Genomic DNA, 22,564 nt, shown 5'->3' on the forward strand with positions numbered 1-22,564 from the left:
ATGTCGGATATTCTCAAGGGTAAACGCGGCCTGATCATGGGCGTAGCAAATGACCGCTCGATCGCCTGGGGCATAGCCAAAGCCATGCACGAGGCGGGCGCTGAGCTGGCTTTCACTTATCAGGGCGAGGCTTTTGGAAAGCGGCTTGAACCACTGGCTCAGAGCCTTGGAAGTGATTTCATGGTCGATGCCGACGTCACCGACGACGCTTCGCTTGAGCGCGCATTTGGCGAACTGGCCGAGCGCTGGCCGACGATCGATTTTGTGGTGCATGCCATCGCCTATTCGGACAAATCCGAGCTGACAGGCCGGTTCCTGAACACCACCCGCGCAAACTTCAAACACTCACTGGATGTCTCGGCCTATTCCTTCATCGAGGTTGCGCGCCGCGCCTATCCGCTGATGAAGGACAATGGTGGCACGCTGCTGACCCTGACCTATCAGGGCTCGAACAAGGTTGTGCCGAACTACAACGTCATGGGTGTCGCCAAGGCCGCGCTGGAATCCGCGACCCGCTATCTGGCCAATGATCTGGGTCCCGAAGGCATTCGGGTGAACGCCATCTCGCCCGGCCCTATGAAAACGCTGGCCGGGGCGGCCATTGGTGGTGCGCGTAAAACTTATAAATTCTGCGACCAGAACGCTCCGATGCGGTCGAACGCAACGCTCGAGGCTGTTGGCGGCACAGCCGTCTATCTGGCGTCAGACGCAGGCAGCTATACCTCGGGTGAGATCATCCGGGTCGATGGCGGCTATCACATTCTGGGCATGCCACAGCCCGAAGCCATGTGACCATATCTTTCCCTGTCGGTGCCAAGATTTAACCATCTTTGCCCGGCAGGGATTACGATATGAGCAAGCTTGAACAAATCCTCGCGAGCAATTCGCGCTCGACAGCTTTGAAACGCAGATCAGCAGGTGGCCGTGCGCGCCTTTTGTTGCTGGTCCTCACATCGCTGCTGATTGCTTTTGTGTTTCTGACGCAGCCTCAGGTACGCGATGCGCTTGAACCGTTGATCTCGCAGATCCCCGGCCTTTAACCCGAACTCGGTCAATTGATCGAGACAATCTCGATATCAAAGATCAGATCCTGACCGGCCAGCGGGTGATTGGCATCCAGAGTTACCGTTGCCTCATCCACCTCGACAACAGTCACCGGTAGCGCCTGACCTTCCGGGGTTTGCATCTGCAGCTGAGTACCGGGTTCCAGTGGTATGTCATCCGGAATACCCTCGCGGGGGATCTGCTGCCGCATACCCGGATTGATCGGGCCATAGGCGTCAACGCAATCGATCTCGACCCGCTTTTTCTCACCAATCTCCATCCCCGGCAGAGCGGCATCCAGACCAGGAATAATCTGGCCCGAACCTACCGCAAACTCCAGCGGATCGCGCCCTTCGGAACTGTCAAAGACTTTGCCGTCCAGCAAGGTTCCGGTGTAATGGATGCGAACGGTGTCGCCTTGTTTGATTGCGGTCATGGTGGCCTCCGGCCTGAAGATAAGTGAACGGCGGAGCCTAGAGGCTTGCACAGCATTGTAAACCCTGCCCTCTTTAACCCCTCGGACGGTTGTGCTTACCTGCGCCCGATCAGGGGAGGATTGGATGGCTATCACCACATGTGTATTCGACGCATACGGCACTCTGTTTGACGTGGCCGCCGCCGCGCGGCAGGCCGCAGCAGAGCCAGAGTTCAATGCTTTGGCGGACAAATGGCCTGAATTGGCCGGACACTGGCGCCTGAAGCAACTGCAATACACCTGGCTGCGGGCAGTGGCAGACGCGCATTGCGATTTCTGGGATGTCACCCAAGACGGGCTGGATTGGGCGTTGGAAGCGGTTGATCTCCAAGGGGATGCCTCACTGCGACAGCGCCTGTTGGATCTCTATTGGGAATTGCAGGCCTATCCTGAGGTCCCTGAAATGCTGAAAACGCTGAAAGAGGGTGGCATGAAGACGGCCATTTTGTCTAACGGGTCCCCTCCGATGCTGGAAGGTGCGGTGCGGTCCGCGGGAATCGGCGATGTGCTTGATGACGTGCTATCGGTCGAAAGCGTGGGTGTCTTCAAACCCCATGCCAGCGTCTATGACCTTGTACAGAACCGGTTCAGCTGCGCGCGCGACGAAGTGCTGTTCGTCAGCTCAAACGGCTGGGATGCTGCCGGGGCAAGTGGCTATGGATTTGTCACCGCCTGGGTAAACCGCGCAGGTGAGCCAATGGATCGCCTGCCGTGGAAACCCGCACATGTTCTGCCTGACTTGACGACCATCCCGAAACTGGCAGGGCTTTGATGGCATATTTCACGACCTCAGACGGCAAGCGCCTGTATTACGAGGACACAGGTTCAGGCCAACCGCTGCTTTGTTTGGCGGGTTTGACCCGCAATAGCCGAGACTTTTCGTTTCTTGCGCCACATGTGACCGACCTTCGCATGATTTCGATGGACTATCGCGGGCGCGGACAATCCGATTTTGATGCGGACTACATGAACTACAACATCCTGCGCGAGGGGCAGGATGCGGTCGAATTGCTGGATCATCTGGGATTGGACAAGGTTACTTTGCTCGGCACCTCGCGCGGGGGGCTGATCGCCATGGCGCTGGCCCTAAGCCATCCAGACCACCTGGCCGGAGTAATCCTGAATGACGTTGGGCCCGTGATAGAACTTGGTGGCATCGCCAAAATCATGGATTATGTCGGCAATCGCCCGACCTCAAAAACCTATGACGAAGCGGCGCAAGCACTCCGGGCGATGATGGGGTCGCAATTCCCCGGCATCCCGCTGGACATCTGGAGACAGCAGGTTGAGTGCCAGTACATCCAGACCGACTCCGGGCTAGGCCTGCGCTATGACCCCGCCCTGAGACAAGCACTGATCGAACAGGCAGCGATCACGTCCGCGCCAGATTTCTGGCCCTTGTTCGAGGCTTTGCAAGACATTCCAACCGCCGTTATTCGAGGTGCCAATTCTGACCTTCTGAGCCCTGCAACTGTGCAAGACATGCACGCGCGCCACCCTAAATTGATCTCGACCCAAGTGCCGGACCGGGGCCATGTTCCGTTTCTGAACGAACCGCAATCCCTTGATCTGATCCGCCAAATATTGGACGCCACATGAGCAATATAGACATGATTGAAGCCGCCGCTGAACGGCTGAAAAGTCACGTGCGCGAGACGCCGCTTTTGTCTTCGCCGTTTCTGGATGAAATCGCCGGTCGCCGCGTATTGATAAAACCCGAATGTCTACAGCACACTGGTAGCTTCAAGTTTCGCGGCGCGTGGTCCGCAATCTCGGCGCTGGATGACACAGCCCGCAACCAGGGCGTCATAGCCTTTTCTTCGGGCAATCATGCACAGGGCGTTGCTTATGCGGCAGCGCAACATGGGGTCTCGGCGGTCATCATCATGCCCTCGGATGCGCCCAATCTGAAGATCGAAAACACCCGCGCCTTGGGGGCCGAAGTTGTCCTCTATGACCGCGCCAGCGAAAGCCGCGAGGATATTGGTGAGGCACTGGCCGCCAAACGCGGTTTGACGCTGATCCGGCCTTATGATGAGCCGCAAGTGATAGCAGGCCAAGGAACAACCGGGTTGGAACTGGCACGACAAGCGCGGGAACTGGGCGTCACCGAAGCGGATGTTTTGGTGTGTTGTGGCGGCGGCGGGCTGACCTCAGGTATCGCGCTCGCGCTGGAACGTCATGCGCCCGGTTTGCGTGCCCGGCCGTGCGAGCCTGAAGGGTTCGATGACGTAAAACGCTCGATCGCAGCGGGTGCCATCCAAGCCAATGAAGTGACATCCGGAAATATCTGCGACGCCATCCTGACACCGCAGCCCGGAGACATCACGTTTCCGATCCTGAATCGGCTTTGCGGGCCCGGCCTATCGGTATCGGAACAGGAGGCCTTGCACGCGATGGCCCTGGCCTTTCTGCGCCTGAAAATCGTGCTGGAACCGGGAGGAGCTGTCTCGCTGGCGTCGGCTCTGTTTCGCAAGGATCAGATCGAAGGAGATGCGGTAATCGTTGTTGCCTCGGGCGGGAATGTGGACCCGCAGGTGTTCGCTCGGGCGTTGGAATTCCTTACCTGACAATCTGTTACGACCGGTGCACAATCCTTATGTGGTCAATTAAGACCGACAGCCTGAATTGACGGGAACCCTGCACGTGCAAATCGCTGACCTCAAAGATGTGAGGATACACTACCGCATAGACGGAGACGCCACCGGTGCACCCATCGTGTTCGCCAACTCGTTGGGCACGGATATGCGTCTGTGGGATTCGATTTTACCGCTATTGCCCAAAGGCTTGCGCATCATCCGCTATGACAAACGCGGGCATGGTCTGTCTTCTGCGCCCGACGCGCCCTATTCTATGGGAAATCTGGTGCGCGATGCTGAGCAACTTTTGGACTATCTTGAGGTCAAGGATTGCGTCTTCGTCGGCCTGTCAGTCGGCGGCATGATTGCGCAGGGTCTGGGTGTAAAGCGCATGGATCAAATCCGTGCTCTGGTCCTGTCGAATACCGCAGCCAAAATCGGGACACCGAAGATCTGGCATGAACGGATGGACGCCATTCGCGCAGGTGGGATCGAAGCTTTGGCAGACGCCACGATGGAGCGTTGGTTCTCAAAGTCGTTTCGCTCAAGCCCCGAGATGGCTCTGTGGCGCAACATGATGGTTCGGCAACCTGCCGAGGGCTTTCTGGGCTGCTGTGCCGCCATTTCGGGCACCGATTTCTACACCCCAACCAGTGGCCTGCGCTTGCCGACGCTTGGTATCGCGGGCAGCGAGGATGGCTCAACCCCGCCCGATTTGGTGCGTGAAACAATTGATCTGATCCCGGGCTCAAAATTTGCCCTGATCCGAAAAGCAGGCCACCTGCCCTGCGTCGAGCAACCTCAGGAATATGCCAAGCTTCTTGGCGATTTCCTGACCGAGATCGGTCACATCTGAAGGAGTAATGCGTTGGCAGACTTCTTACTAGTCCATGGGTCATGCCACGGCGCCTGGTGCTGGCGGGACCTGATCCCCGAACTGACCACCTTCGGGCATACTGCACGTGCGATTGATATGCCAAGCCACGGCTCGGACCCGACCCCCATCCGGGACGTAACTCTTGCATCCTGCCGGGATGCTGTGCTGAAAGCCTCGACCCCGAACACGATCATCGTTGGACATTCGTGGGGAGGTTACCCTGTCAGCGCGGCGGCCGAGGCCGATCCGAACGCGATGCGCGGTCTGATATATCTATGCGCCTATGTTCCCCAATCCGGGTTTTCGATGGTTGAGATGCGTAAACGTGCCCCGCGTCAATTGATCGGCGACGCAGTTGAAAAATCTGGCGACGGGATGTCGTACACAGTCGTGCCGGATCGGGTGCATGATCTGTTCTATCACGACTGCCCGCGCGAAGTTGTCGCCTATGCGTTTGGCCGCCTTTGCCCGCAAGCGATTGCGCCACAGGCCACCCCACTTGCGACCGGTGAAAACTTTGCACGTGTTCCCAAGGGTTATGTCAGGACCACAGACGACCGCACCGTTCCAACCGAATATCAGGCCGAGATGGCAAGCTGCGCTGCACCCGATATGAGCGTTACGATCGATAGCTCTCATTCCCCCTTTTTTTCGCATCCCGAGCATTTGGCCGGCCTGCTGCACATACTCTCTGAGCGGATGTGACAGCAATTACACTAGCCACCGGGATCATTAACGTCACGTAACTGGCGGCGTTTTTGTAGCGTCTGCCCCGCCTTGGCCCAACAACGACATATCTGTGACGGAAACCACCTTGCAGATCAAATTGCTACGGGCCACCGTGATCCCAATAGGGAGCGGGGACAGACATGCAAACCATCAAAGCAGCCGTATGCCGGGCGTTCGGCGAACCTCTGGTCATCGAAGACATCCTGATCGCGCCGCCCGCCACGGGCGAGGTCGAAGTCACACTGGACGCGGTGGCGATCTGCCACTCGGATATCTCGTTCGCGAACGGGGCATGGGGCGGGCATCTGCCCGCGGTTTATGGGCATGAAGCGGCCGGGGTTGTTTCCGCGGTTGGTGATGCTGCCGGTGATTTCAAAGTTGGCGATCCGGTCGTCGTTACGTTGATCCGCTCCTGTGGTTCTTGCCCATCCTGCGCTGGTGGCAAGCCCACCATTTGTGAAACACCCTATGACACGGTCAATGGCCCATTGAGGACGGTTGATGGTGGTGCACTCACGCAAGCGATGGCCTGCGGGGCCTTTGCCGAGAAAGTCGTGGTGAGCCATCGCCAGATTGTCCGCATCCCTGAAACGCTGCCCAAAGACATTGCCAGCTTGCTGTCGTGCGGTGTGATCACCGGGGTTGGTGCCGCCGTCAACGCAGCCCAACTGCGTCCGGGTCAGGATGTCGTTGTAATCGGCGCGGGTGGCGTCGGGCTTAATGCGATTCAGGGGGCTCGCATAGCCGGAGCGCGCCGTATCGTGGCCGTCGACATGACCGAAGACAAGCTGGACATCGCGATGGAGTTTGGCGCAACCCATGGCGTTCTGGCCAGCCAGAAAGAGCCTTGGAAGGCAGCGTTCGAAGCGCTTGGAGGACGCGGAGCGGATGCGGTTCTGATCACCGTTGGTGCGATTCCGGCCTATGACCAAGCCCCGCGCTATCTGGGTTTGGGCGGCAAGGCGATCATGATCGGGATGCCCCATTCCGGCGATAAGTCGACCTATGAGCCCGTAGTGCTGGCAGCACTTGGCCAAGGGATGGTTGGCTCGAAAATGGGAGATGTGGTGATTCAGCGGGATATCCCTTGGATGATCGATCTTTATGAGCAGGGGCGGTTGAAATTGGACGAGCTGATCTCGGGCCGTTGGAGCTTGTCGCAGATCAACGAAGCGATTGAGGATACCAAAACCGGAGCCGCCAAACGCAACGTGATCCTGTTCGATCAAAGCTGAATCCCATTAAAGGAGCGTCCGATGAAACTGCAAGATCTCGACGTTATCATCACGGCCCCACCTGCCCCGGGCTGGGGCGGGCGGTATTGGATTTTGGTCAAGGTTACCACCGATACAGGCGTGGTCGGTTGGGGCGAATGCTATGCGTCCTCGGTTGGCCCGGATGTCATGGCGCATGTCATACGCGATGTATTTGAACGACACATGCAGGGTGAAAACCCTGAAAATATCGAGCTGATGTTCCGCCGCGCCTATTCCAGCGGTTTTACCCAGCGTCCTGATCTGACTGTTATGGGCGCGTTTTCAGGGCTTGAGATCGCCTGCTGGGATATCCTCGGGAAAGATCGGGACCGCCCGGTCTACGCGTTGCTGGGTGGGCGAATGAACGACCGCATCCGGGCTTATACCTACCTCTATCCGCTCCCTCAGCATAACTTGACCGACTTCTGGACCGCACCGGAACAGGCCGGAGAATGCGCGGCAGAAATGATCCGGCGCGGGTATACGGCGGTAAAATTTGATCCGGCTGGTCCCTACACGATCCACGGCGGGCACATGCCAGCGATGTCCGACATCTCGCTGTCAGTTGCATTTTGCAAAGCTATTCGCGAGGCGGTTGGGGACAAGGCGGACCTGCTGTTCGGAACCCACGGGCAGTTCAACACGGCCGGAGCCATTCGTCTGGGCCAGGCGCTAGAGCCGTATTCGCCCCTTTGGTTCGAAGAACCCACCCCACCGGACATGATCGAGGATATGGCCCGCGTGGCCCGCAACGTCCGCATCCCCGTTGCAACGGGCGAACGGATGACAACCAAAGCGGAGTTTGGCGCTATCTTGCGCGCGGGGGCTGCGGAAATCTTGCAACCCGCGCTAGGCCGCGCTGGTGGCATCTGGGAAATGAAAAAAGTCGCTGCCATGGCCGAGGTTTTTAACGCGCAGATGGCACCCCATCTGTATGCGGGGCCAATAGAATGGGCAGCCAATATCCACTTGGCAGCCTCAATCCCGAACCTGCTGCTGCTCGAAAGCATTGAGACGCCGTTTCATGATCAGTTGATCATGGGAAGTATCCGCGTTGAAGATGGGTTCGTTACACCTCCGGAAGGGCCTGGCCTGGGTATCGAAGTAGATGAAGATCTTGCGCGCGCTCATCCTTACACCGGTGACGGCTTACATCTGCAGATGCAGGAAACGCCCTGTGATTACGTAAACGGAAACGCGTTTCAGGGCGGCGCATCTGCGACCGAAAGCTGACATACCGAAGAAAGAGAATCCGATCAGTTCGAGACGTAGCCTGCAATCACCTGCATCAGCTTGAATGCAGTGGCTGCATCATTCTCAACCACGGCCAGGAATTCTTCTTCACCGATGCGTAGACAAGACAGGTCAGTTTCGGCAACCATGCTCAGTGCCCGGGGCTCTTTGCGGATCAGCCCCAGTTCTCCGACCAATGCGCCTGGACCTACCGTAATGATCAGTTGATCAGCTTCGCCCGAGCGCGGCAGATAAAGCCCTGCTTCACCCTCAAGGACAACATAGGCGCCATCTGTCGGTTGATCGTCTTTTAGAAAGACCACTTGGCCCGCCTTGGCCTCGAACCAGCGTGCACCAAAGGCCAGCAGGCGGAGCTGGCGACGGTCCAGACCAGAGAACATTGGCGTTTGTTCTAATGCACGCAATTTGCGCACCAAATCTGCTGACGCAGCTCCGTCACCTTCAACGTCAATCGGGCCTTCGCCGGTCACAACGCGGCCTTGACGGATTTCGACATGCATGTCGAATACGTCTGGGTTCTCGAATGTGTCATTTAGGTAGATTACCGTGGTTTCCGGCAAAAGGTCTCGGAGATTTTTGTAAACCGCGACCTGTGTCTTCATATCATAGCTGGCCAGTGCCGTTTCCAGGATCAGAATATCCGGCTTTTTGATCGCGGCGCGGGTAAAGGCCAGCGGTTCAGCAAATACGGCGGGCAGGTTTTGACCACCCAGCGAGACAGGCACATCGTAGATCAGCTCAACCACCATCGGTCGTGCACCGTTTTCGGCCAAAACATCTACGATCAGTTTGCGCGCTTCATCAGTGCGCGCGCCACCGATTTGACTGACTTTGCCGAACAACGCGTTTTCCATGACCGTCAGACCGGGTGCAATTGCACCCTCATCCAATGGCACAAAAACGTCGTGCAACGGTTCCAGCAACTTGTCGGAATGGCTGTGGCGCAACTCAAGAATTCGGTTCTTCAACTCGTCAGAGAAGGCCGGACCGATCTGTTCTGCCGAGATCACAAACGGCACCGACAACAAGCTGGCCAATTGTTCGTCATCTAGGCCATTGCCACCCTCTTTGCGGGTTTGCTCGACCAGTTCAACCGCAGCCTCATAGGTCTGAGCCTCAAGCCCTAGTTTACGAAACAGCGGGTGATCCGTGCCATCCAGGCCGAAGATCTGGCGCAGCAATTCGATCACATCGCGCGTCAGGCTGATCAGTGTTTCGTCTAGCCTCAACTCGCGCAACTGCTGCAGAAACACGGTCTGCTGTGCTAGCAATTCCTGAGTAACCGGCACACAAGGGGTGGCGAACAAGAGGTTTTCGGCAACCGGTAGGGCCGCGTTATACGTGGATCGATCAAAGATCAGCGCCTGCTGCTCAAGCCCGGCCTCATGCACTGCCTTTTGCACCAATGGGCGCAGCTCAACCAGCTTTGCCGCCAACGCCGGGTGTTCACTTGCATCAAAAACCTGCTCGGCGCCGCGTTGGAACAGCGCGGCACCTGACCCCATTCCATCGATCAATTGCAGCCACCAGTCGCGCAGCATGGCTTTATCTTCAAATCCCGCCATTTTGGGATCCAGCCATTCGACATGGAGCGGATCAGCGCTGTTGCCGGCCCGCAGCGTTTCCGCGAAATCCGGGTCCTCGGTAGATGTGGATAAAGGATGAGACCGCATCGGCATCATCACGTTTTGGCCCAGGGTGCCTTGGAACATAATGGGGCGCGATGTTGCCAAGCCAATGCGCGCTGCGACGACACTCTGTGGCAAACCGGTCAAGTTGATCCCGCCGATCTCAATGCGGCCAGACGTTGGCAGCATTTCCCGGGTCAGCAATTGGGTCAGGGCATGACGGTCTTCTTCGCTGGGCGCAGAGATACCGATGGTCTTGCCTGCCGGAAACGTCAAATCCAGGTCGTCTAGCACCTGATTTCCATCCATGTCGCGAACAGATACCTGATCCAGTACAATGTCTCCATTCAGATGCGGGAGTTCCTCGGGCTTCGCATCAAAGAGGTTTTCATCAACCATGCCATCCGGAGCGAAGCGATCAACCACTACGTCCCACCGCAGAGACATATCCTGCGTCTGATTGTAATAAGTCAGCAGCTCTTTCCAGGGTGAACTCAGGTCCTTGTACGCTGCCAGCGCAGCCACAAGCGCACCCAGTGAAACCGATCCCTGCAACACCAGAAGGCCGCCAACCAGATAGAACATGAACGGCGTGAGCTGTGAAATGAAGTTATTGATGAACTTCATGAAGAATTTTTTCTGGTAGATCTCGAACCGGATACCGAACAGCCTCCCCAATTGATGCGAGATCATTGCCCTTCGGTAACGCCAGCCACCATTGGCGCGCAAGGTCGAGGCCCCAGCGGCGTTCTCGCCGATCTGCGCGGCCAATACGCGCACTTCCTGAATGCGTTTCTTGTTCAGCAAGTTGATCTGACGCTGTAATTTGGGGATCAGCCACGCCTGCAGCGGAATCAGCGCAACCGCAGCCAATCCGAACCAGACACTTTGAAGAAACAGGAAGGACAGGATCGTGAACATCTGCCCGGCCTGCAGGACCGGCTGGCTGATCGCATCCCCCATTAGCCCGCCCATCGGCTCGCTTTCGGCGGTGATCATTGAAACCATCTCGCCCTGGCTTACCCGTTCAAAATAAGGTTGTGGAAACCTCAGCGCCCGGTTGATCAACTGATAGCGAAAGCGGCGCAGCATTCGCTCGCTCAGAACACCCTTCATGGTGTTGATGCGCATTTTCATCAAACCGTGCGCCAACACAGCAGCCAGAAAGGCAAAGCATAGGATCATCAAAAATGTGGTCTGTTGCAGGCTGTAACCCCACACATCAACGATCTGGCTGGTCGCACCAATCGCGTCATTGATGATCCGCTTGGGCAGTTCCAACGTCAGATATAGCAATGGAAACAGCGTTGCGGTCACGGCCAGAAGAATCAACTGGTCGCGTTTTGAATATTTCCAGATGAACTGAAAGATCGTTCGTTCTATTGAACCCGCCCCTACTATCGATCCGCCGCTTAAGTCACTGATTTTGGCGTGAACACAACGGTCCGAATTTACCGCAATCGTGTCCTCGGACGCAAATGAATTTCCGAACTGCGCTTAATTTGGGTTGTGTGAACAAGTTCATTTGCGTGTCAGGCCATTACCCCCTAGTCTTCCGATTCAGGACGATATCGGGAGGATTCATTTGCCTGCCAGTTTTGGCGCTGTGTTTTTGTTGCTTTGCCTGCTTCAGATCAAACACATGTTCGCCGATTATTATTTACAAACGCCCAAGATGCTTTCAGGGCGAGGCACGTATTTCCATATGGGACGCGCGCAACATGCAGCTGTGCATGTTGTGGGCTCGGTTGTGATTTTTGCGCTTTTTCGGGCTCCGATTGAGTTCATACTTATCATCGCCGCGCTGGAGTGGATTGTTCATTTCCACATAGATTTTGCCAAGGCCAGCTATTCTGATCGCAAAAAACTACAGCCCAATCAGGCCGCTTTCTGGCGCGCGGCAGGTCTGGATCAGTTGTTTCACAACCTGACCTATATTGGCATGGCTTGGGCTTGGGTTGCATTCGCGGCCTGAGTTTCAGGGGACGACCGGTCGGTTCCGCTTGATCGTGCGCAGGACAACATTGGTCTGCGCGCTGGCAACTGCGGGAAGTCGAAACAGGAAATCTTCCAAAAACGTGTTGTAAGCCGAGAGGTTCCGGCACAAGACCCGAAGGTGATAATCAGCCTGCCCCGTTGTGGCGTAACATTCCTGTACCTCGGGGCTGATTTCAACCGCTCGAATGAAATCAACGATTTTGTCCGGGTCGTGCCGTGTTAGATGCACATGCACGATCGCCTCAAAGGTCAAACCCATCGCCGGTGGGTTCACCAACGCGCCATAGCGCTCGATTACCCCAGCCTCCTCCAGCGCCCGCACCCTGCGCCACAGGGCCGAGGATGACATGCCCACAGCGTCCGCCAGCTCGGCATTTGAGATCCGGCTGTCATTCTGCAGCAATGTCAGTATTCGGCGATCTCGGTCATCAAGAGAGGTCATTTTGGTTGTTTTCTCCGAAATATTGAAAAATTTCGGGTTCATCTACCACAAATCTCTTTATTCACACACACTCTGGAACAGTTATCCAGCAACTCGGGGTTAAAATCACCGGGAACCACAGGCAAAACCCATGGACCCACGACGATGAGCCATCACGACCCCGCACCTCGCACTTATCAACTTGAAGACCGCTACGCTCTGACCCAGGGCCGGGTCTTTCTGACCGGCACGCAAGCACTGGCACGGATCATGATGGATCAAGCCCGGCGCGACCATCAGGCGGGGTTGAATACGGCAGGATTCATCTCAGGCTATCGCGGATCTCCGCTTGGTGGGCTGGATCTGGAACTGTGGCGCGCAAAGGACCGGCTGGAGACGGATCACATCACCTTCATGCCCGCCGTGAACGAAGACCTTGGCGCAACAGCGGTTTTAGGTGCGCAGCAAGCCACGCTGGACCCGCATTGCGAGGTCGAGGGCATCTTTTCCATGTGGTACGGCAAGGGCCCTGGTGTCGATCGGTCCGGCGATGCCTTGAAACATGGCAATGCCTATGGATCTGCGCCGAAAGGCGGTGTGCTGGTCGTTGCCGGTGATGACCATGGATGCGTGAGCTCGTCGATGCCGCATCAATCGGATGTGGCTTTCATGGCCTGGTTTATGCCCACGCTGAACCCAGCCTCTGTCGAGGAATATCTGGAATTCGGCGAGTACGGGTTTGCTCTGTCCCGTTTCTCAGGCACATGGGTCGGGTTCAAAGCGATCTCCGAAACAGTCGAAAGCGCACGTTCGGTTGAGCTGCGCCCCGACCGCAGCTTTATACTGCCGCAGATCGACCTGCCGCAACGCGGCTTGCATGTGCGCACCGCCGACCTGCCCTCGCCCGAAATCGAAACGCGCATTCAGCACAAGCTGCGCGCCGTGAGGGCCTTTGCCGAAGAGAACCCCATCGACCGGCGCATCTATGACATCGACAATGCCAAGTTCGGCTTTGTCACCACGGGTAAGGGGCATCTTGACCTGATGGAAGCGTTGCGCCTGCTGGAACTGGATGAAGCAGCTTGCCGTCGCTTGGGGATCGACATCTATAAAGTCGGGATGGTCTGGCCGTTGGCGCGGCGCAACGCGTTGCGCTTTGTGAAAGGCAAAGCCGAGGTACTGGTCGTCGAGGAAAAGCGCGGCATCATCGAAAGCCAGTTCAAAGAGTATTTCTATGACTGGCCCGGCGACAAACCCCACAAGATGGTGGGGAAATATGACAGCCACGGCGAACCGCTGATCCCGTGGACCGGGGAACTCAGCCCCTTGATGCTTGTTCCCATCGTCGCCGCCCGGCTGAACACGTTCTTTCCAGAAGAAAACCTGCCGGCCAAAGCGCAGGCTCTGACCGAAACCCCTCCACCTGCGATCAGCGTCTCTGGCGCGACCCGGACTCCTTATTTCTGCTCGGGCTGTCCTCACAACACATCGACCAAGGTGCCAGATGGCTCGACCGCAGCCAGTGGGATTGGCTGCCACGTCATGGCATCGTGGATGGATCGCGAAACGGTCGGCTATGCGCAGATGGGGGGCGAAGGTGTGCCGCATGTGGTGGCTTCGCAATTCAATGGCGGCAAGCATATCTTCCAGAACCTTGGTGAGGGGACGTGGTACCATTCGGGCTCGCTCGCGATCCGTCAGGCCGTCGCCGCCGGGACAAACATCACCTACAAAATCCTGTACAATGATGCGGTCGCAATGACCGGAGGGCAACCGGTTGACGGGCCTGTCAGCGTCGCGGGCATTGCCCAGACCTGTCGCGCCGAAGGGGTCGAGCGGATCGCGCTGGTCTCGGACGATATCACCAAGTTCCGCCGTGTGGACTTCCCGCCCGGAACCACGTTTCACGACCGGGCTGAGATGGACGGGCTGCAACGCGAATTGCGGGACATTCCCGGCGTCACGGTTCTGATCTATGAACAGACCTGCGCCACCGAAAAGCGTCGCCGCCGCAAGCGTGGGACTATGGAAGACCCATCCACATTTGTCTGGATCAACGATCTGGTCTGTGAGGGCTGCGGCGACTGTTCAGTGGCATCAAATTGCCTAAGCGTTCAGCCGCGCGAAACCCCGCTGGGACGCAAACGCAAGATCAACCAGAGTTCTTGCAACAAGGATTTTTCATGCCTGAATGGGTTCTGCCCAAGCTTCGTAACTGTAGAAGGTGCCACACGGCGCAAGCGCAGCATGGATCTGGACCTCGATACGCTCGAGGCTGGTCTGCCAACGCCCACCCTTCCATCTTTGACAAGACCCTTCGATCTTCTGGTAACCGGCGTCGGTGGTACGGGCGTGGTCACGGTTGGTGCCTTGATCACCATGGCCGCGCATCTGGAAGGTAAAGGGGCCTCGGTTTTGGATTTCACCGGCTTTGCCCAGAAATTCGGAACAGTGCTGAGCTACATTCGTCTTGGCGCGGCACCTGATACGCTTAATCAGGTACGGATTGATCAGGGGGCAGCAGATGCTGTGATTGGCTGCGACATCGTGGTCAGTTCGGCCCCCAAAGCCTCTGCCCATTACACACATGGCACACAAGTTGTGCTGAACCGCGCCGAGATGCCCACGGGTGATCTTGTGCTGCGACGCGATGCGCAACTGCGGGTGGATGCGCGGGAGCAGGCCATTGCCGATGTGGTTGGGGCTGACAATCTGTCCAGCCTTGATGCAAACTCCATTGCCGAGGCGATGTTGGGTGATGCGGTTTTTGCCAATGTCATCATGTTGGGCTACGCGTGGCAAAAGGCGTTGGTTCCGGTGTCGAACACTGCGGTAAACCAAGCCATCCTGCTGAATGGCGTAGCGATTGAGAAAAACCGGCTGGCGTTCGCGATTGGTCGGTGCCTGGCAGCTGACCCCGGCAGGGTACAAGGGTTGGCACACCCGTCTGACACAGGTGAAACGCCGGACCAGATGATCGCGCGTCGCGTGGCGTTTCTGACGGACTATCAGGACGCTGCTTATGCCGAGCGCTATATGCAACAGATTGAAGACATCCGCAGGTCCAAGCCCGAGATATCCGACCGGCTTGTTGAATCCGTCGCCCGCAGCCTGTTCAAGTTCATGGCTTACAAGGACGAGTTTGAAGTGGCTCGGCTACACACGTCCTCAGCCTTCGCAGACGAACTTCGGCGGCAATTCGAAGGTAATTTCAAAACCAAATACCATTTCGCTCCGCCCATGCTGAGCTGGCGCAAGGATGAACGCGGAAGACCGCGTAAGTTCACGTTGGGCTCGTGGATACGACCGGTTCTTCGCGGGTTAACACGGCTGCGGGGACTGCGAGGATCCGCGTTCAATCCCTTCGGATATCACGCCGAAGCGCGGCTACATCGGGATTTGCTGAGATGGTATGAGGGCTTGCTGGACCAATTGCGGGCAGCCTACTCCACTGAAAATGAGACCATTTGGTATGAGCTGCTTTCCTGCGCCGATGAGGTCCGAGGCTATGGTCCGGTCCGCATCGAAGCTGCCCGTGCCGCGCGGCTGAAAGCGGATGAAGTGTTAAAAACCCTGCCCAGTCATGCAACTTGATCAAGGCATGAGGATCGATAAGCCGTAAACCACAATCGGTCCAGCCAATCGATCTCAGCTGGGTCAAATCGTTGGTCCACCTCCCAATAACGCCCGGACGGGACAAAGTACCCCAACTCGGCTTCACGCTTCAGCGCCGGTCGCATCGCAGAGATATCTGGCAATGGCGCGGCGGATAGTTCTCGCCGTGAGGTTGGTGGAAACACCAACCGGCTATCCCCGCGCGACAACCGGGCAACTCGGCATCCCTGGGCCGCGCCAAAAAGAGCAAGCCGCGCCGATTTGGCCTCAAGCGAACGGAGCGTGATGTCGTCTCGCAACGGATCGGCAGTACCAGTGCCATAGAAATGAGTTTGACCCATCTTTGGATAAACCATGTCACAACCAAAATAAGCCAGCGTCGCTGGGCGCAGGGCGGCCAGCGCCCAATAGCCTGCGGTGAAAGCCATCGTCCCACCGGCATAGACAAAACCGCCATATTGATTTTGCAGCGGCACATAGTCATTCGCTGTGATTACGATTTTGTCGGCCGTGATTTCGTGAGGATGGTTCTCAGGCGGAAAATCCTCGGGGTGGATCAGGTAGTCCCAGTCGTTCCGGATACGCCACGCGTTGTTAATAGCAATGATATGCGTGAAAGGCGCGCGCGGCCAATCGCGCGCCGCCATGGCCGAGGGTGCACTGCCCAGGATCAAAACGTGCGGGGATTGATTTGCCATCAGAACGGCCCTCTTTCCGGTTCATCGGAAATCTAGGCCGTTCCACTCTGTCGTCTAGCCCAGCACTGAGAAACTGCTTTCGTTATTGATCGGGCGTTTACGCGAGTAGAACCCGACATCAATGCTGCGCCCGATATATGGCAGTTCGAACTGCAGCGGTTCTGCGTCGTGATCTGCCCCGCCCTCGCAATAGCCGATCAGGGCCGCCATCATCTTGCCCGCAATCGGGGCGTTCTTGTATTGGTTTCCACTGGTGCCACAGGCCATGTAGAACCCTGGCAGGCTGGATTTGTCATAAATCGGAATCCAGTCGGTTGACGCATCATAGAGATCGACAACCCCGCGAGTTTTGGATGGAATGCCAAGGCTTGGAACCCGTTGTGCATATCGCATCGCCTGCGTGGTCCACTGATCCGTGAAATCGTGGTTGTAAGTCTGATCGTCCTCGCACCACTGATGTGGATCACATTCCGGGTCTTCCGATCCGATCAGAATGTGATTGCCATGCTCAGGCCGACAATACAGTGAAATATCGCTGTCGGATACGATCGTGCCTTGGTTTTCGAAATCAAAGCCTTCGGGCGCGGGAACATGAACCACTTCCTGCCTCAAAGGGCGGGTTTCAATGGTCATGTCGTCCAATACACCCGCCATGCTGTTGATTAAGGCCGAACCAGGGCCCGCGACATTCACAACCACCTTCGCATGGATTTCTTCGCCCGATGCCAGCCTTACACCCGAAACCCGTCCAGCTTCGGTGAGGATTTCAACCACCTCGGCCCCCGTACGCACGACTGCCCCGTGCTGCTTGGCTGCGTCCATCAGGTTTTGCGCGGACAAGGCCGGGTCGGTCACATATCCCGCTTTTGGCCAGAATACCGCACCCTGAACCTTCGCCCCGTTCGGTTGCCCAAACTCGGGGTCATCCATGCGTTTCGCCGGGGCGAAGCTTTCGAGCGAATAGATCGGTAGAAGCTCCTTTATGTCCTTTGGCGTCCATTCTTCGAACGGGCAATCCAATTCGGTGCTGTTGGTTTTGTGTTTGTCCAGATATCCGTTGGCTTCGGTTTTCATCACTAGGCAGCCGGTCTGCCGGAATTGTGCCAGGTTTGCGTCCTCGGGCAGCCCGAGATACGAGGCCCAATCGCGCCAATAGTGATAACCCTCCCACGCGAAGGCAGTACCATCAAAGGTCGAATAGTGCATTCTGATGATGGCGCAGGACCCAGCTGTCGAGCCATGTCCAACCTGTGAATTGCGGTCCAGCGACAGGGTCTTCCATCCGACCTTTGACATCTCAAACGCGATGGCCGCACCAATCACGCCGGTGCCGATGAGAATTGCATCTGGTTGACTCATGAGGGGTCTCCTTCCCAATGGGCTCGAGAATAGGCGCTGAATTCTTCGACTTCCTCGTCGCGCGGTTCGACCCCGGTGAAAACATAGAGGTAATGCGGAACCATCGCGATCCGTGCCGAGATGGGTTCGTTCAATTGCGCAAGGTCGTAACCAATCTGCATATAGTACAGGACACGCGCCCGGGTTTCGGCTTCAACTTCGGTATAGCCGTAGCGCGTAAACATTGCGCACAATGCTACAAGCCGTCGCGCATCGGACTGGTCCAGCGCGCGTCGCACCTTACCGGATTTGCGCGCCCAATCGCGAATGGCAAAATCGAGCGCAGTGTCGAACAGATCGTTGTTCACCACGCAGCGATGCACGTTGCAGACCGCGCCTGTTATAGTCTCGGCCGGCGCCTCGGCCTGCGCGACCAGAGCCGCCGTGTTCATCGCCTGCCAGCGTGCAAGCAATGCGTCCAGCAGCTCCTGCCGAGATTTGAAATACCAATAGAAAGATGACCGCGACACGGCCATCCGTTCGGCCAGGTTCAGAACCTTGATCTGATCCACCCCGTCTGAGATTAACACGTCCATAGCCACGTTCAGCCAGTCGTCACGCGTTACTTTGACGTTACCGACAAGCGGCTCGGCCTTTGGGTCATCACGGTGGAGGATGGGTTTGGTGTTCATTCAGCTCTCCGGTGGTGCTCCGCCCTCTTCTGTGCGGCGTGCGATAAACTCTTTCATGGTCCCAATGCGATCCGAATCTGACGACGGTGCCTTGAAATTTGCCAGGATGTCTTTCCACACGCCCGTTGCGCGGTGATTGGCATCGATCGCACCACGCTCGGTCCAGGTGCCGAAATTGGCATAATCATGCACGTGAGGTTCATAGAACGCGGTATTATAGCGCTCCATCGTCTGGCTGGTGGCAAAGAAATGACCGCTGGGCTCTACTTCGCTGAGGGCCGTGTCGAAGCCAATCTCTGCCCCACCGGCCTGCGCCCCGGCGCATAGCTCGGCCACCATGTTCAACACTTCGGCGTCACAGATCATCTTCTCGAAGGATACCGTCAGCCCCCCTTCTAGCCAGCCGGCTGAATGAATAATCACCGTGGCACCGGCCATCAAGCAACCCCATAGCCCGAACTGGTTTTCATTGGCCGCCTGCACGTCGTTGATGTTGGCCGCAGACCCGGCTGCTGATCGCCAAGGTAGTCCGAGATGACGGGCCAATTGACCGGCAGCCAGTGAGGCCTGGAAATGCGAGGGGGTCCCGAACGCAGGTGCACCGGATTTCATATCCACGTTGCTGGTGAACGTCCCATAGCACACTGGCGCACCCGGGTTCGTCAATTGTGTCAGGGTCAAAGCTGCCAGCGCCTCGGCGTGCGACAGGGTAATGGCTCCGGCAACGGTGATCGGAGCCATCGCCCCCATCAGAGTAAAGGGCGTGATGATCGACATCTGCCCATGGCGCGCAAAGTCAATCAGCCCCTGCGCCATCGGAATATCCAATGTCCGGGGGCTGTTGGTGTTAATGATCGTATAGCAATGCGGATTGGCCCGGAAATCATCTTCGCTGAGACCGCGTGCGATGGACAGCATCTCAAAACTGTCCATCACCTGCGGTGTTCCGCGTGAGAAGAAGAACGGGAACTTGTCCGTCAGCTCCATCTGCGCCTGCGTCGTAAAGTAGTGCCTCACATTGGTCGGCACGTCCTGCGGCTCGACCTGGGGTGAGATCATCTGAAACACATCAAAGTGATGCGTGAGCTTCAGGAACTCCAGATAGTCCTGAGCGCCCGCCGCTCTGCGCCCGCGTTCCAGATCGGTTGCGTTCGGCGCCCCTGCCCCGGGCTGAAATACCAGCGAGCCCAGTTCCAAGGTAAAATCCCGCCTTCGCGCGCCCGCACGACAGGCAATGGATTTGGGGACTGAGGCCACTGCGGCCTCGACCATATCCCGCCCGATAAAGACCATCTCGCTGGCTTCATCCACGCGCGCTCCACCCTGCGCATAAATCCGACGCGCCTCGGGCAACAAGACCTTCACCCCCAGCTCTTCCAGTGTGCGCAGGGCCGTTTCGTGCATGTCCGCGATCTGATCCGCCGGGAACACTTCCATCTGCGGGAACGGATTGCGAAGCTGGCGATAATTCACGTCACGACTTGGTTGTGGGGCCGCTTCGGCTCCGCGACCCCGACGACGGCGTCTTCCGACCTCTGCCTCCATGATCAACCTCGCATCGCTTTGCCCTGAGGGTCATAGGGCGACGCCGCAATCACACGTGCCGGGCGTTCGACGCCTACAACATGGACCGATAGCTCTGTCCCCGGTTCGGCCCTGTCGCGATCGACCAAAGCCATAGCCAGCGACTTGCCGGTATAGTGGCCGTAGCCGCCCGAGGTCACAAAGCCCACACGCTGATCACCGGCCCAAATCGGCTCATACCCGCTGGCGTCAGCATCTTCCGCATCAACCTCAAGCGTAACCTGAATCTGCGCCGGGCCATTGCCATCGCGTTCTGCCAGCGCGGCCTCTTTGCCCACAAAGTCCTTGTCCCAGTCGATCCAGCGATCCATCCCGGTCATGCCCGGCGTGTAGAGCTGAGTGAACTCGGCCGACCAGATGCCAAAGCTTTTCTCAAGACGCGTGGAAAGCATGGCATTGAAACCGCACTCAAGAATGCCCTCTTCGGCCCCCGCCTCCAGCAGCATGCGGCGCAGTTTGATGTGATCGCCATAGCGGCAGTTGATCTCATACCCTTTTTCGCCGGTCACCGACATCCGCGCGACGCGGGCACGCACCAGACCGATGTCGAAGTTGTCGCAGCCCATGAATTTCAGACCCGAGATATCCTGTTCTGCCAGTTTCTCGACGACTGCCTGCGATTTCGGGCCTACCACGGCAAAGCCGCAATATTCCTCGCCCAGATCACGGACCGTGACGCCGTCGATCATGTGATCATCGAACCAACGCATATGCCAGGCGCGCAGGTAATAGCTGCCCATGATCCACCAGGTGCCATCACCCCAGTTCAGCACGGTCAGATCACCCTTGAGCCGCCCATTTTCGCCCAGCATCGGGGCCAGCTTGGCCCGACCCGGCGCAGGCAGTTTCGACGCCATGACCTTGTCCAGCCATGCTTCGGCATTGGGTCCGGTGACCTCGAACCGCGAAAAGCCCGAGATATCCAGCAAGCCCACACCTTCGCGGAGTACCTTGCATTCCTCAGCCACAATATCATGCGCGTTCGAACGCTTGAGTGTCGGCGTTTCTTCAAACCCTTTCGGCGCGAAATAGAGCGGCACTTCGAGGTCCCAGCTGACACCCCATTTGCACCCTGCTTCGGTCATCGCGTCATGCGCGGGCGCCATTTTCAGTGGACGACCAGCAGGCAGTTGCTCGTTCGGGTAGGTCATCACGAAACGGCGGGAGTAGAATTGCCCCGTCGTCTCGCGGATGTAACGCTTGTTCTGTGCAAAATCGCCATAGCGTGCCACGTCCATCGGCCAAGCGTCTGCCTCTGGCTCGCCGTGGATCATCCACTCGGCCAATGTTTTACCAACGCCGCCGCCTTGCAGGAACCCGGCCATCACGGCACAGGCCGACCAATAGCCGCGCTTGCCCGGCACTGGGCCAACCAGCGGATTGCCGTCGGGCGAGAAGGTAAATGCGCCATTCACCCATGTTTTGATGCCAACATTCTGGATCGATGGATAACGCTCAAAGCCCAGCGTCAGCTCGTTTTCGATCCGATCGAGCTGTTCCTGAAACAGCTCTTCGCCATAGTTCCAAGGCGCGCCGTCCATGGCCCAATGTTCGTGATCGACCTCGTAGATACCGACCAGAACGCCCTTCTGGTCCTGCCGCATATAGGTGAAACCTTCGAGATCCACGGTCATCGGCATCTCAAAATCAGCCTCAGCCACCTCTGGCACCGTGTCGGTGATCAGATAATGGTGTTTGAGTGGCGATACCGGCAGTTCCACCCCAGCCATGCGCCCGACCTGCTTGGCCCAGAGACCCGCGGCATTGACCACATGCTCACAGGTAATGGTGCCCTTATCGGTCACGACTTCCCAACCATCGGCAGTCTGCGTCAGACTTTCGACCTTGGTTTCCTCGTAATACTCGGCGCCCCGCTTCTTGGCTGCGGTTGCATAGGCCTGCACGGTCCCGGTCGTATCGATATAGCCTTCGCGATCCGCCCACATCGCGCCTAAAACACCATCGGTGGACATGATCGGGCAACGTCTCTGCGCTTCTTCCGGGCTTAGCAACTCGCAATCGTCGATGCCGATGGACTGGAAAATGCGGTAATTGGCCTGTAGCCACTCCCACCGCTCAGGCGTTCCCGCCAATGTAAGGCCGCCGGTCATGTGCAGGCCGATGTTCTGCCCCGATTCCTTCTCGATCTCGCTCAGCAGGTCGATCGTGTAGGCCTGCAGGGATGCCATGTTGGGATCTGCGTTCAGCGCATGGATGCCGCCAGCCGCATGCCAGGACGAGCCTGAGGCCAAACGCCGCCTCTCAAGCATGACCACATCCGACCAGCCGAACTTGGCCAGATGATACAGAACCGAGGCGCCAACAACGCCGCCACCGATGACTACGACACGATACTGAGATTTCATCTCGCGCTCC

19 protein-coding genes are annotated in these 22,564 nt (G+C 57.5%); 11 read left to right on the forward strand and 8 right to left on the reverse strand.

Annotated features, from left to right (window positions below):
- Together ACR0B3_RS13810 and ACR0B3_RS13815 are read left to right on the forward strand one after the other, a co-directional pair.
- The gene (locus tag ACR0B3_RS13810; protein WP_170686077.1) at window positions 1-792 is read left to right on the forward strand and encodes an enoyl-ACP reductase FabI; all 792 of its coding nucleotides are present in this window, start codon (window positions 1-3) and stop codon (window positions 790-792) included.
- Window positions 793-851: 59 nt separating this feature from the next.
- Window positions 852-1,040: a hypothetical protein gene (locus ACR0B3_RS13815; protein ID WP_480809583.1), complete on the forward strand. Its 189-nt coding sequence runs from the start codon at window positions 852-854 to the stop codon at window positions 1,038-1,040.
- 11 nt (window positions 1,041-1,051) lie between these two features.
- Here the strand turns inward: ACR0B3_RS13815 and ACR0B3_RS13820 are convergent, their stop codons facing one another.
- A complete protein-coding gene (locus ACR0B3_RS13820) occupies window positions 1,052-1,480 on the reverse strand; it encodes an FKBP-type peptidyl-prolyl cis-trans isomerase (RefSeq protein ID WP_170686079.1) in 429 nt (142 codons plus the stop codon).
- A 124-nt stretch (window positions 1,481-1,604) separates the two neighbouring features.
- Between ACR0B3_RS13820 and ACR0B3_RS13825 the strand changes: the two genes are divergently transcribed.
- The 7 genes from ACR0B3_RS13825 to ACR0B3_RS13855 all read left to right on the forward strand — a co-directional run bounded on the left by ACR0B3_RS13825 (window position 1,605) and on the right by ACR0B3_RS13855 (window position 8,193).
- Window positions 1,605-2,291: a haloacid dehalogenase type II gene (locus tag ACR0B3_RS13825; protein ID WP_480809584.1), complete on the forward strand. Its 687-nt coding sequence runs from the start codon at window positions 1,605-1,607 to the stop codon at window positions 2,289-2,291.
- Window positions 2,291-3,118 (forward strand): alpha/beta fold hydrolase, encoded by an 828-nt coding sequence (locus ACR0B3_RS13830; RefSeq protein WP_480809585.1) that lies wholly within the window; start codon window positions 2,291-2,293, stop codon window positions 3,116-3,118. Before ACR0B3_RS13825 ends, ACR0B3_RS13830 begins: the two co-directional genes overlap by 1 nt.
- Window positions 3,115-4,089, forward strand: a complete 975-nt coding sequence (locus ACR0B3_RS13835) for a threonine ammonia-lyase (protein ID WP_480809586.1) — start codon at window positions 3,115-3,117, stop codon at window positions 4,087-4,089. Before ACR0B3_RS13830 ends, ACR0B3_RS13835 begins: the two co-directional genes overlap by 4 nt.
- 76 nt (window positions 4,090-4,165) lie before the next feature.
- Window positions 4,166-4,954: a 3-oxoadipate enol-lactonase gene (gene pcaD, locus ACR0B3_RS13840; protein WP_480809587.1), complete on the forward strand. Its 789-nt coding sequence runs from the start codon at window positions 4,166-4,168 to the stop codon at window positions 4,952-4,954.
- Between the two features lie 12 nt (window positions 4,955-4,966).
- Entirely contained in the window at window positions 4,967-5,680 is a 714-nt protein-coding gene (locus ACR0B3_RS13845) for an alpha/beta fold hydrolase (RefSeq protein ID WP_170686084.1), read from the forward strand.
- Between the two features lie 164 nt (window positions 5,681-5,844).
- On the forward strand, window positions 5,845-6,939 hold the full coding sequence (locus ACR0B3_RS13850; RefSeq protein WP_480809588.1) for a Zn-dependent alcohol dehydrogenase: 1,095 nt from the start codon (window positions 5,845-5,847) through the stop codon (window positions 6,937-6,939).
- 21 nt (window positions 6,940-6,960) lie between these two features.
- Window positions 6,961-8,193, forward strand: a complete 1,233-nt coding sequence (locus ACR0B3_RS13855; protein WP_480809589.1) for a mandelate racemase/muconate lactonizing enzyme family protein — start codon at window positions 6,961-6,963, stop codon at window positions 8,191-8,193.
- A gap of 23 nt (window positions 8,194-8,216) precedes the next feature.
- Here the strand turns inward: ACR0B3_RS13855 and ACR0B3_RS13860 are convergent, their stop codons facing one another.
- Window positions 8,217-11,213 (reverse strand): ABC transporter transmembrane domain-containing protein, encoded by a 2,997-nt coding sequence (locus ACR0B3_RS13860; RefSeq protein ID WP_480809643.1) that lies wholly within the window; start codon window positions 11,211-11,213, stop codon window positions 8,217-8,219.
- A 214-nt stretch (window positions 11,214-11,427) separates the two neighbouring features.
- Here ACR0B3_RS13860 and ACR0B3_RS13865 point away from each other — a divergent pair, with 214 nt between their 5' ends.
- On the forward strand, window positions 11,428-11,817 hold the full coding sequence (locus tag ACR0B3_RS13865; RefSeq protein WP_170686087.1) for a DUF3307 domain-containing protein: 390 nt from the start codon (window positions 11,428-11,430) through the stop codon (window positions 11,815-11,817).
- A gap of 3 nt (window positions 11,818-11,820) precedes the next feature.
- Here ACR0B3_RS13865 and ACR0B3_RS13870 read toward each other — a convergent pair whose 3' ends face one another.
- On the reverse strand, window positions 11,821-12,282 hold the full coding sequence (locus tag ACR0B3_RS13870; protein ID WP_480809590.1) for an Lrp/AsnC family transcriptional regulator: 462 nt from the start codon (window positions 12,280-12,282) through the stop codon (window positions 11,821-11,823).
- A gap of 144 nt (window positions 12,283-12,426) precedes the next feature.
- On the opposite strand from ACR0B3_RS13870, the gene ACR0B3_RS13875 reads away from it, so the two are divergent.
- The gene (locus ACR0B3_RS13875) at window positions 12,427-15,855 is read left to right on the forward strand and encodes an indolepyruvate ferredoxin oxidoreductase family protein (RefSeq protein ID WP_480809591.1); all 3,429 of its coding nucleotides are present in this window, start codon (window positions 12,427-12,429) and stop codon (window positions 15,853-15,855) included.
- On the opposite strand, the gene ACR0B3_RS13880 is transcribed toward ACR0B3_RS13875, so the two are convergent.
- From ACR0B3_RS13880 to ACR0B3_RS13900, 5 genes are read right to left on the reverse strand one after another with little or no spacing between them, the layout of a single operon-like run.
- Complete coding sequence (locus ACR0B3_RS13880; protein ID WP_480809592.1) at window positions 15,843-16,574, reverse strand: hypothetical protein; 732 nt, start codon at window positions 16,572-16,574, stop codon at window positions 15,843-15,845. The genes ACR0B3_RS13875 and ACR0B3_RS13880 overlap by 13 nt on opposite strands.
- Window positions 16,575-16,628: 54 nt before the next feature.
- Window positions 16,629-17,933 carry an NAD(P)/FAD-dependent oxidoreductase gene (locus ACR0B3_RS13885; protein WP_480809593.1) on the reverse strand — a complete coding sequence of 435 codons (1,305 nt, stop codon included), beginning with the start codon at window positions 17,931-17,933 and terminating at the stop codon, window positions 16,629-16,631.
- A complete protein-coding gene (locus ACR0B3_RS13890) occupies window positions 17,930-18,604 on the reverse strand; it encodes a TetR/AcrR family transcriptional regulator (protein WP_480809594.1) in 675 nt (224 codons plus the stop codon). The genes ACR0B3_RS13885 and ACR0B3_RS13890 overlap by 4 nt, the downstream gene beginning before the upstream one ends.
- The gene (locus ACR0B3_RS13895) at window positions 18,605-20,149 is read right to left on the reverse strand and encodes a trimethylamine methyltransferase family protein (RefSeq protein ID WP_480809595.1); all 1,545 of its coding nucleotides are present in this window, start codon (window positions 20,147-20,149) and stop codon (window positions 18,605-18,607) included.
- Between the two features lie 2 nt (window positions 20,150-20,151).
- Window positions 20,152-22,554, reverse strand: coding sequence for a GcvT family protein (locus ACR0B3_RS13900; RefSeq protein ID WP_480809596.1), 2,403 nt, complete (start codon window positions 22,552-22,554; stop codon window positions 20,152-20,154).
- Window positions 22,555-22,564: the final 10 nt, after the last annotated feature.

It is taken from the genome of Ruegeria sp. CE9, assembly GCF_056537425.1.

Bases quoted from the DNA above. Each gene is read 5' to 3' on its own strand.
- ACR0B3_RS13825 (WP_480809584.1), top strand. From the start codon at position 1,605: ATGGCTATCACCACATGTGTATTCGACGCATACGGCACTCTGTTTGAC.
- ACR0B3_RS13855 (WP_480809589.1), top strand. From the start codon at position 6,961: ATGAAACTGCAAGATCTCGACGTTATCATCACGGCCCCACCTGCCCCG.
- ACR0B3_RS13870 (WP_480809590.1), bottom strand. From the start codon at position 12,282: ATGACCTCTCTTGATGACCGAGATCGCCGAATACTGACATTGCTGCAG.
- ACR0B3_RS13820 (WP_170686079.1), bottom strand. From the start codon at position 1,480: ATGACCGCAATCAAACAAGGCGACACCGTTCGCATCCATTACACCGGA.
- ACR0B3_RS13810 (WP_170686077.1), top strand. From the start codon at position 1: ATGTCGGATATTCTCAAGGGTAAACGCGGCCTGATCATGGGCGTAGCA.
- ACR0B3_RS13880 (WP_480809592.1), bottom strand. From the start codon at position 16,574: ATGGCAAATCAATCCCCGCACGTTTTGATCCTGGGCAGTGCACCCTCG.
- ACR0B3_RS13835 (WP_480809586.1), top strand. From the start codon at position 3,115: ATGAGCAATATAGACATGATTGAAGCCGCCGCTGAACGGCTGAAAAGT.
- ACR0B3_RS13830 (WP_480809585.1), top strand. From the start codon at position 2,291: ATGGCATATTTCACGACCTCAGACGGCAAGCGCCTGTATTACGAGGAC.
- ACR0B3_RS13815 (WP_480809583.1), top strand. From the start codon at position 852: ATGAGCAAGCTTGAACAAATCCTCGCGAGCAATTCGCGCTCGACAGCT.
- ACR0B3_RS13850 (WP_480809588.1), top strand. From the start codon at position 5,845: ATGCAAACCATCAAAGCAGCCGTATGCCGGGCGTTCGGCGAACCTCTG.
- ACR0B3_RS13895 (WP_480809595.1), bottom strand. From the start codon at position 20,149: ATGGAGGCAGAGGTCGGAAGACGCCGTCGTCGGGGTCGCGGAGCCGAA.
- ACR0B3_RS13900 (WP_480809596.1), bottom strand. From the start codon at position 22,554: ATGAAATCTCAGTATCGTGTCGTAGTCATCGGTGGCGGCGTTGTTGGC.
- ACR0B3_RS13890 (WP_480809594.1), bottom strand. From the start codon at position 18,604: ATGAACACCAAACCCATCCTCCACCGTGATGACCCAAAGGCCGAGCCG.
- ACR0B3_RS13875 (WP_480809591.1), top strand. From the start codon at position 12,427: ATGAGCCATCACGACCCCGCACCTCGCACTTATCAACTTGAAGACCGC.
- ACR0B3_RS13885 (WP_480809593.1), bottom strand. From the start codon at position 17,933: ATGAGTCAACCAGATGCAATTCTCATCGGCACCGGCGTGATTGGTGCG.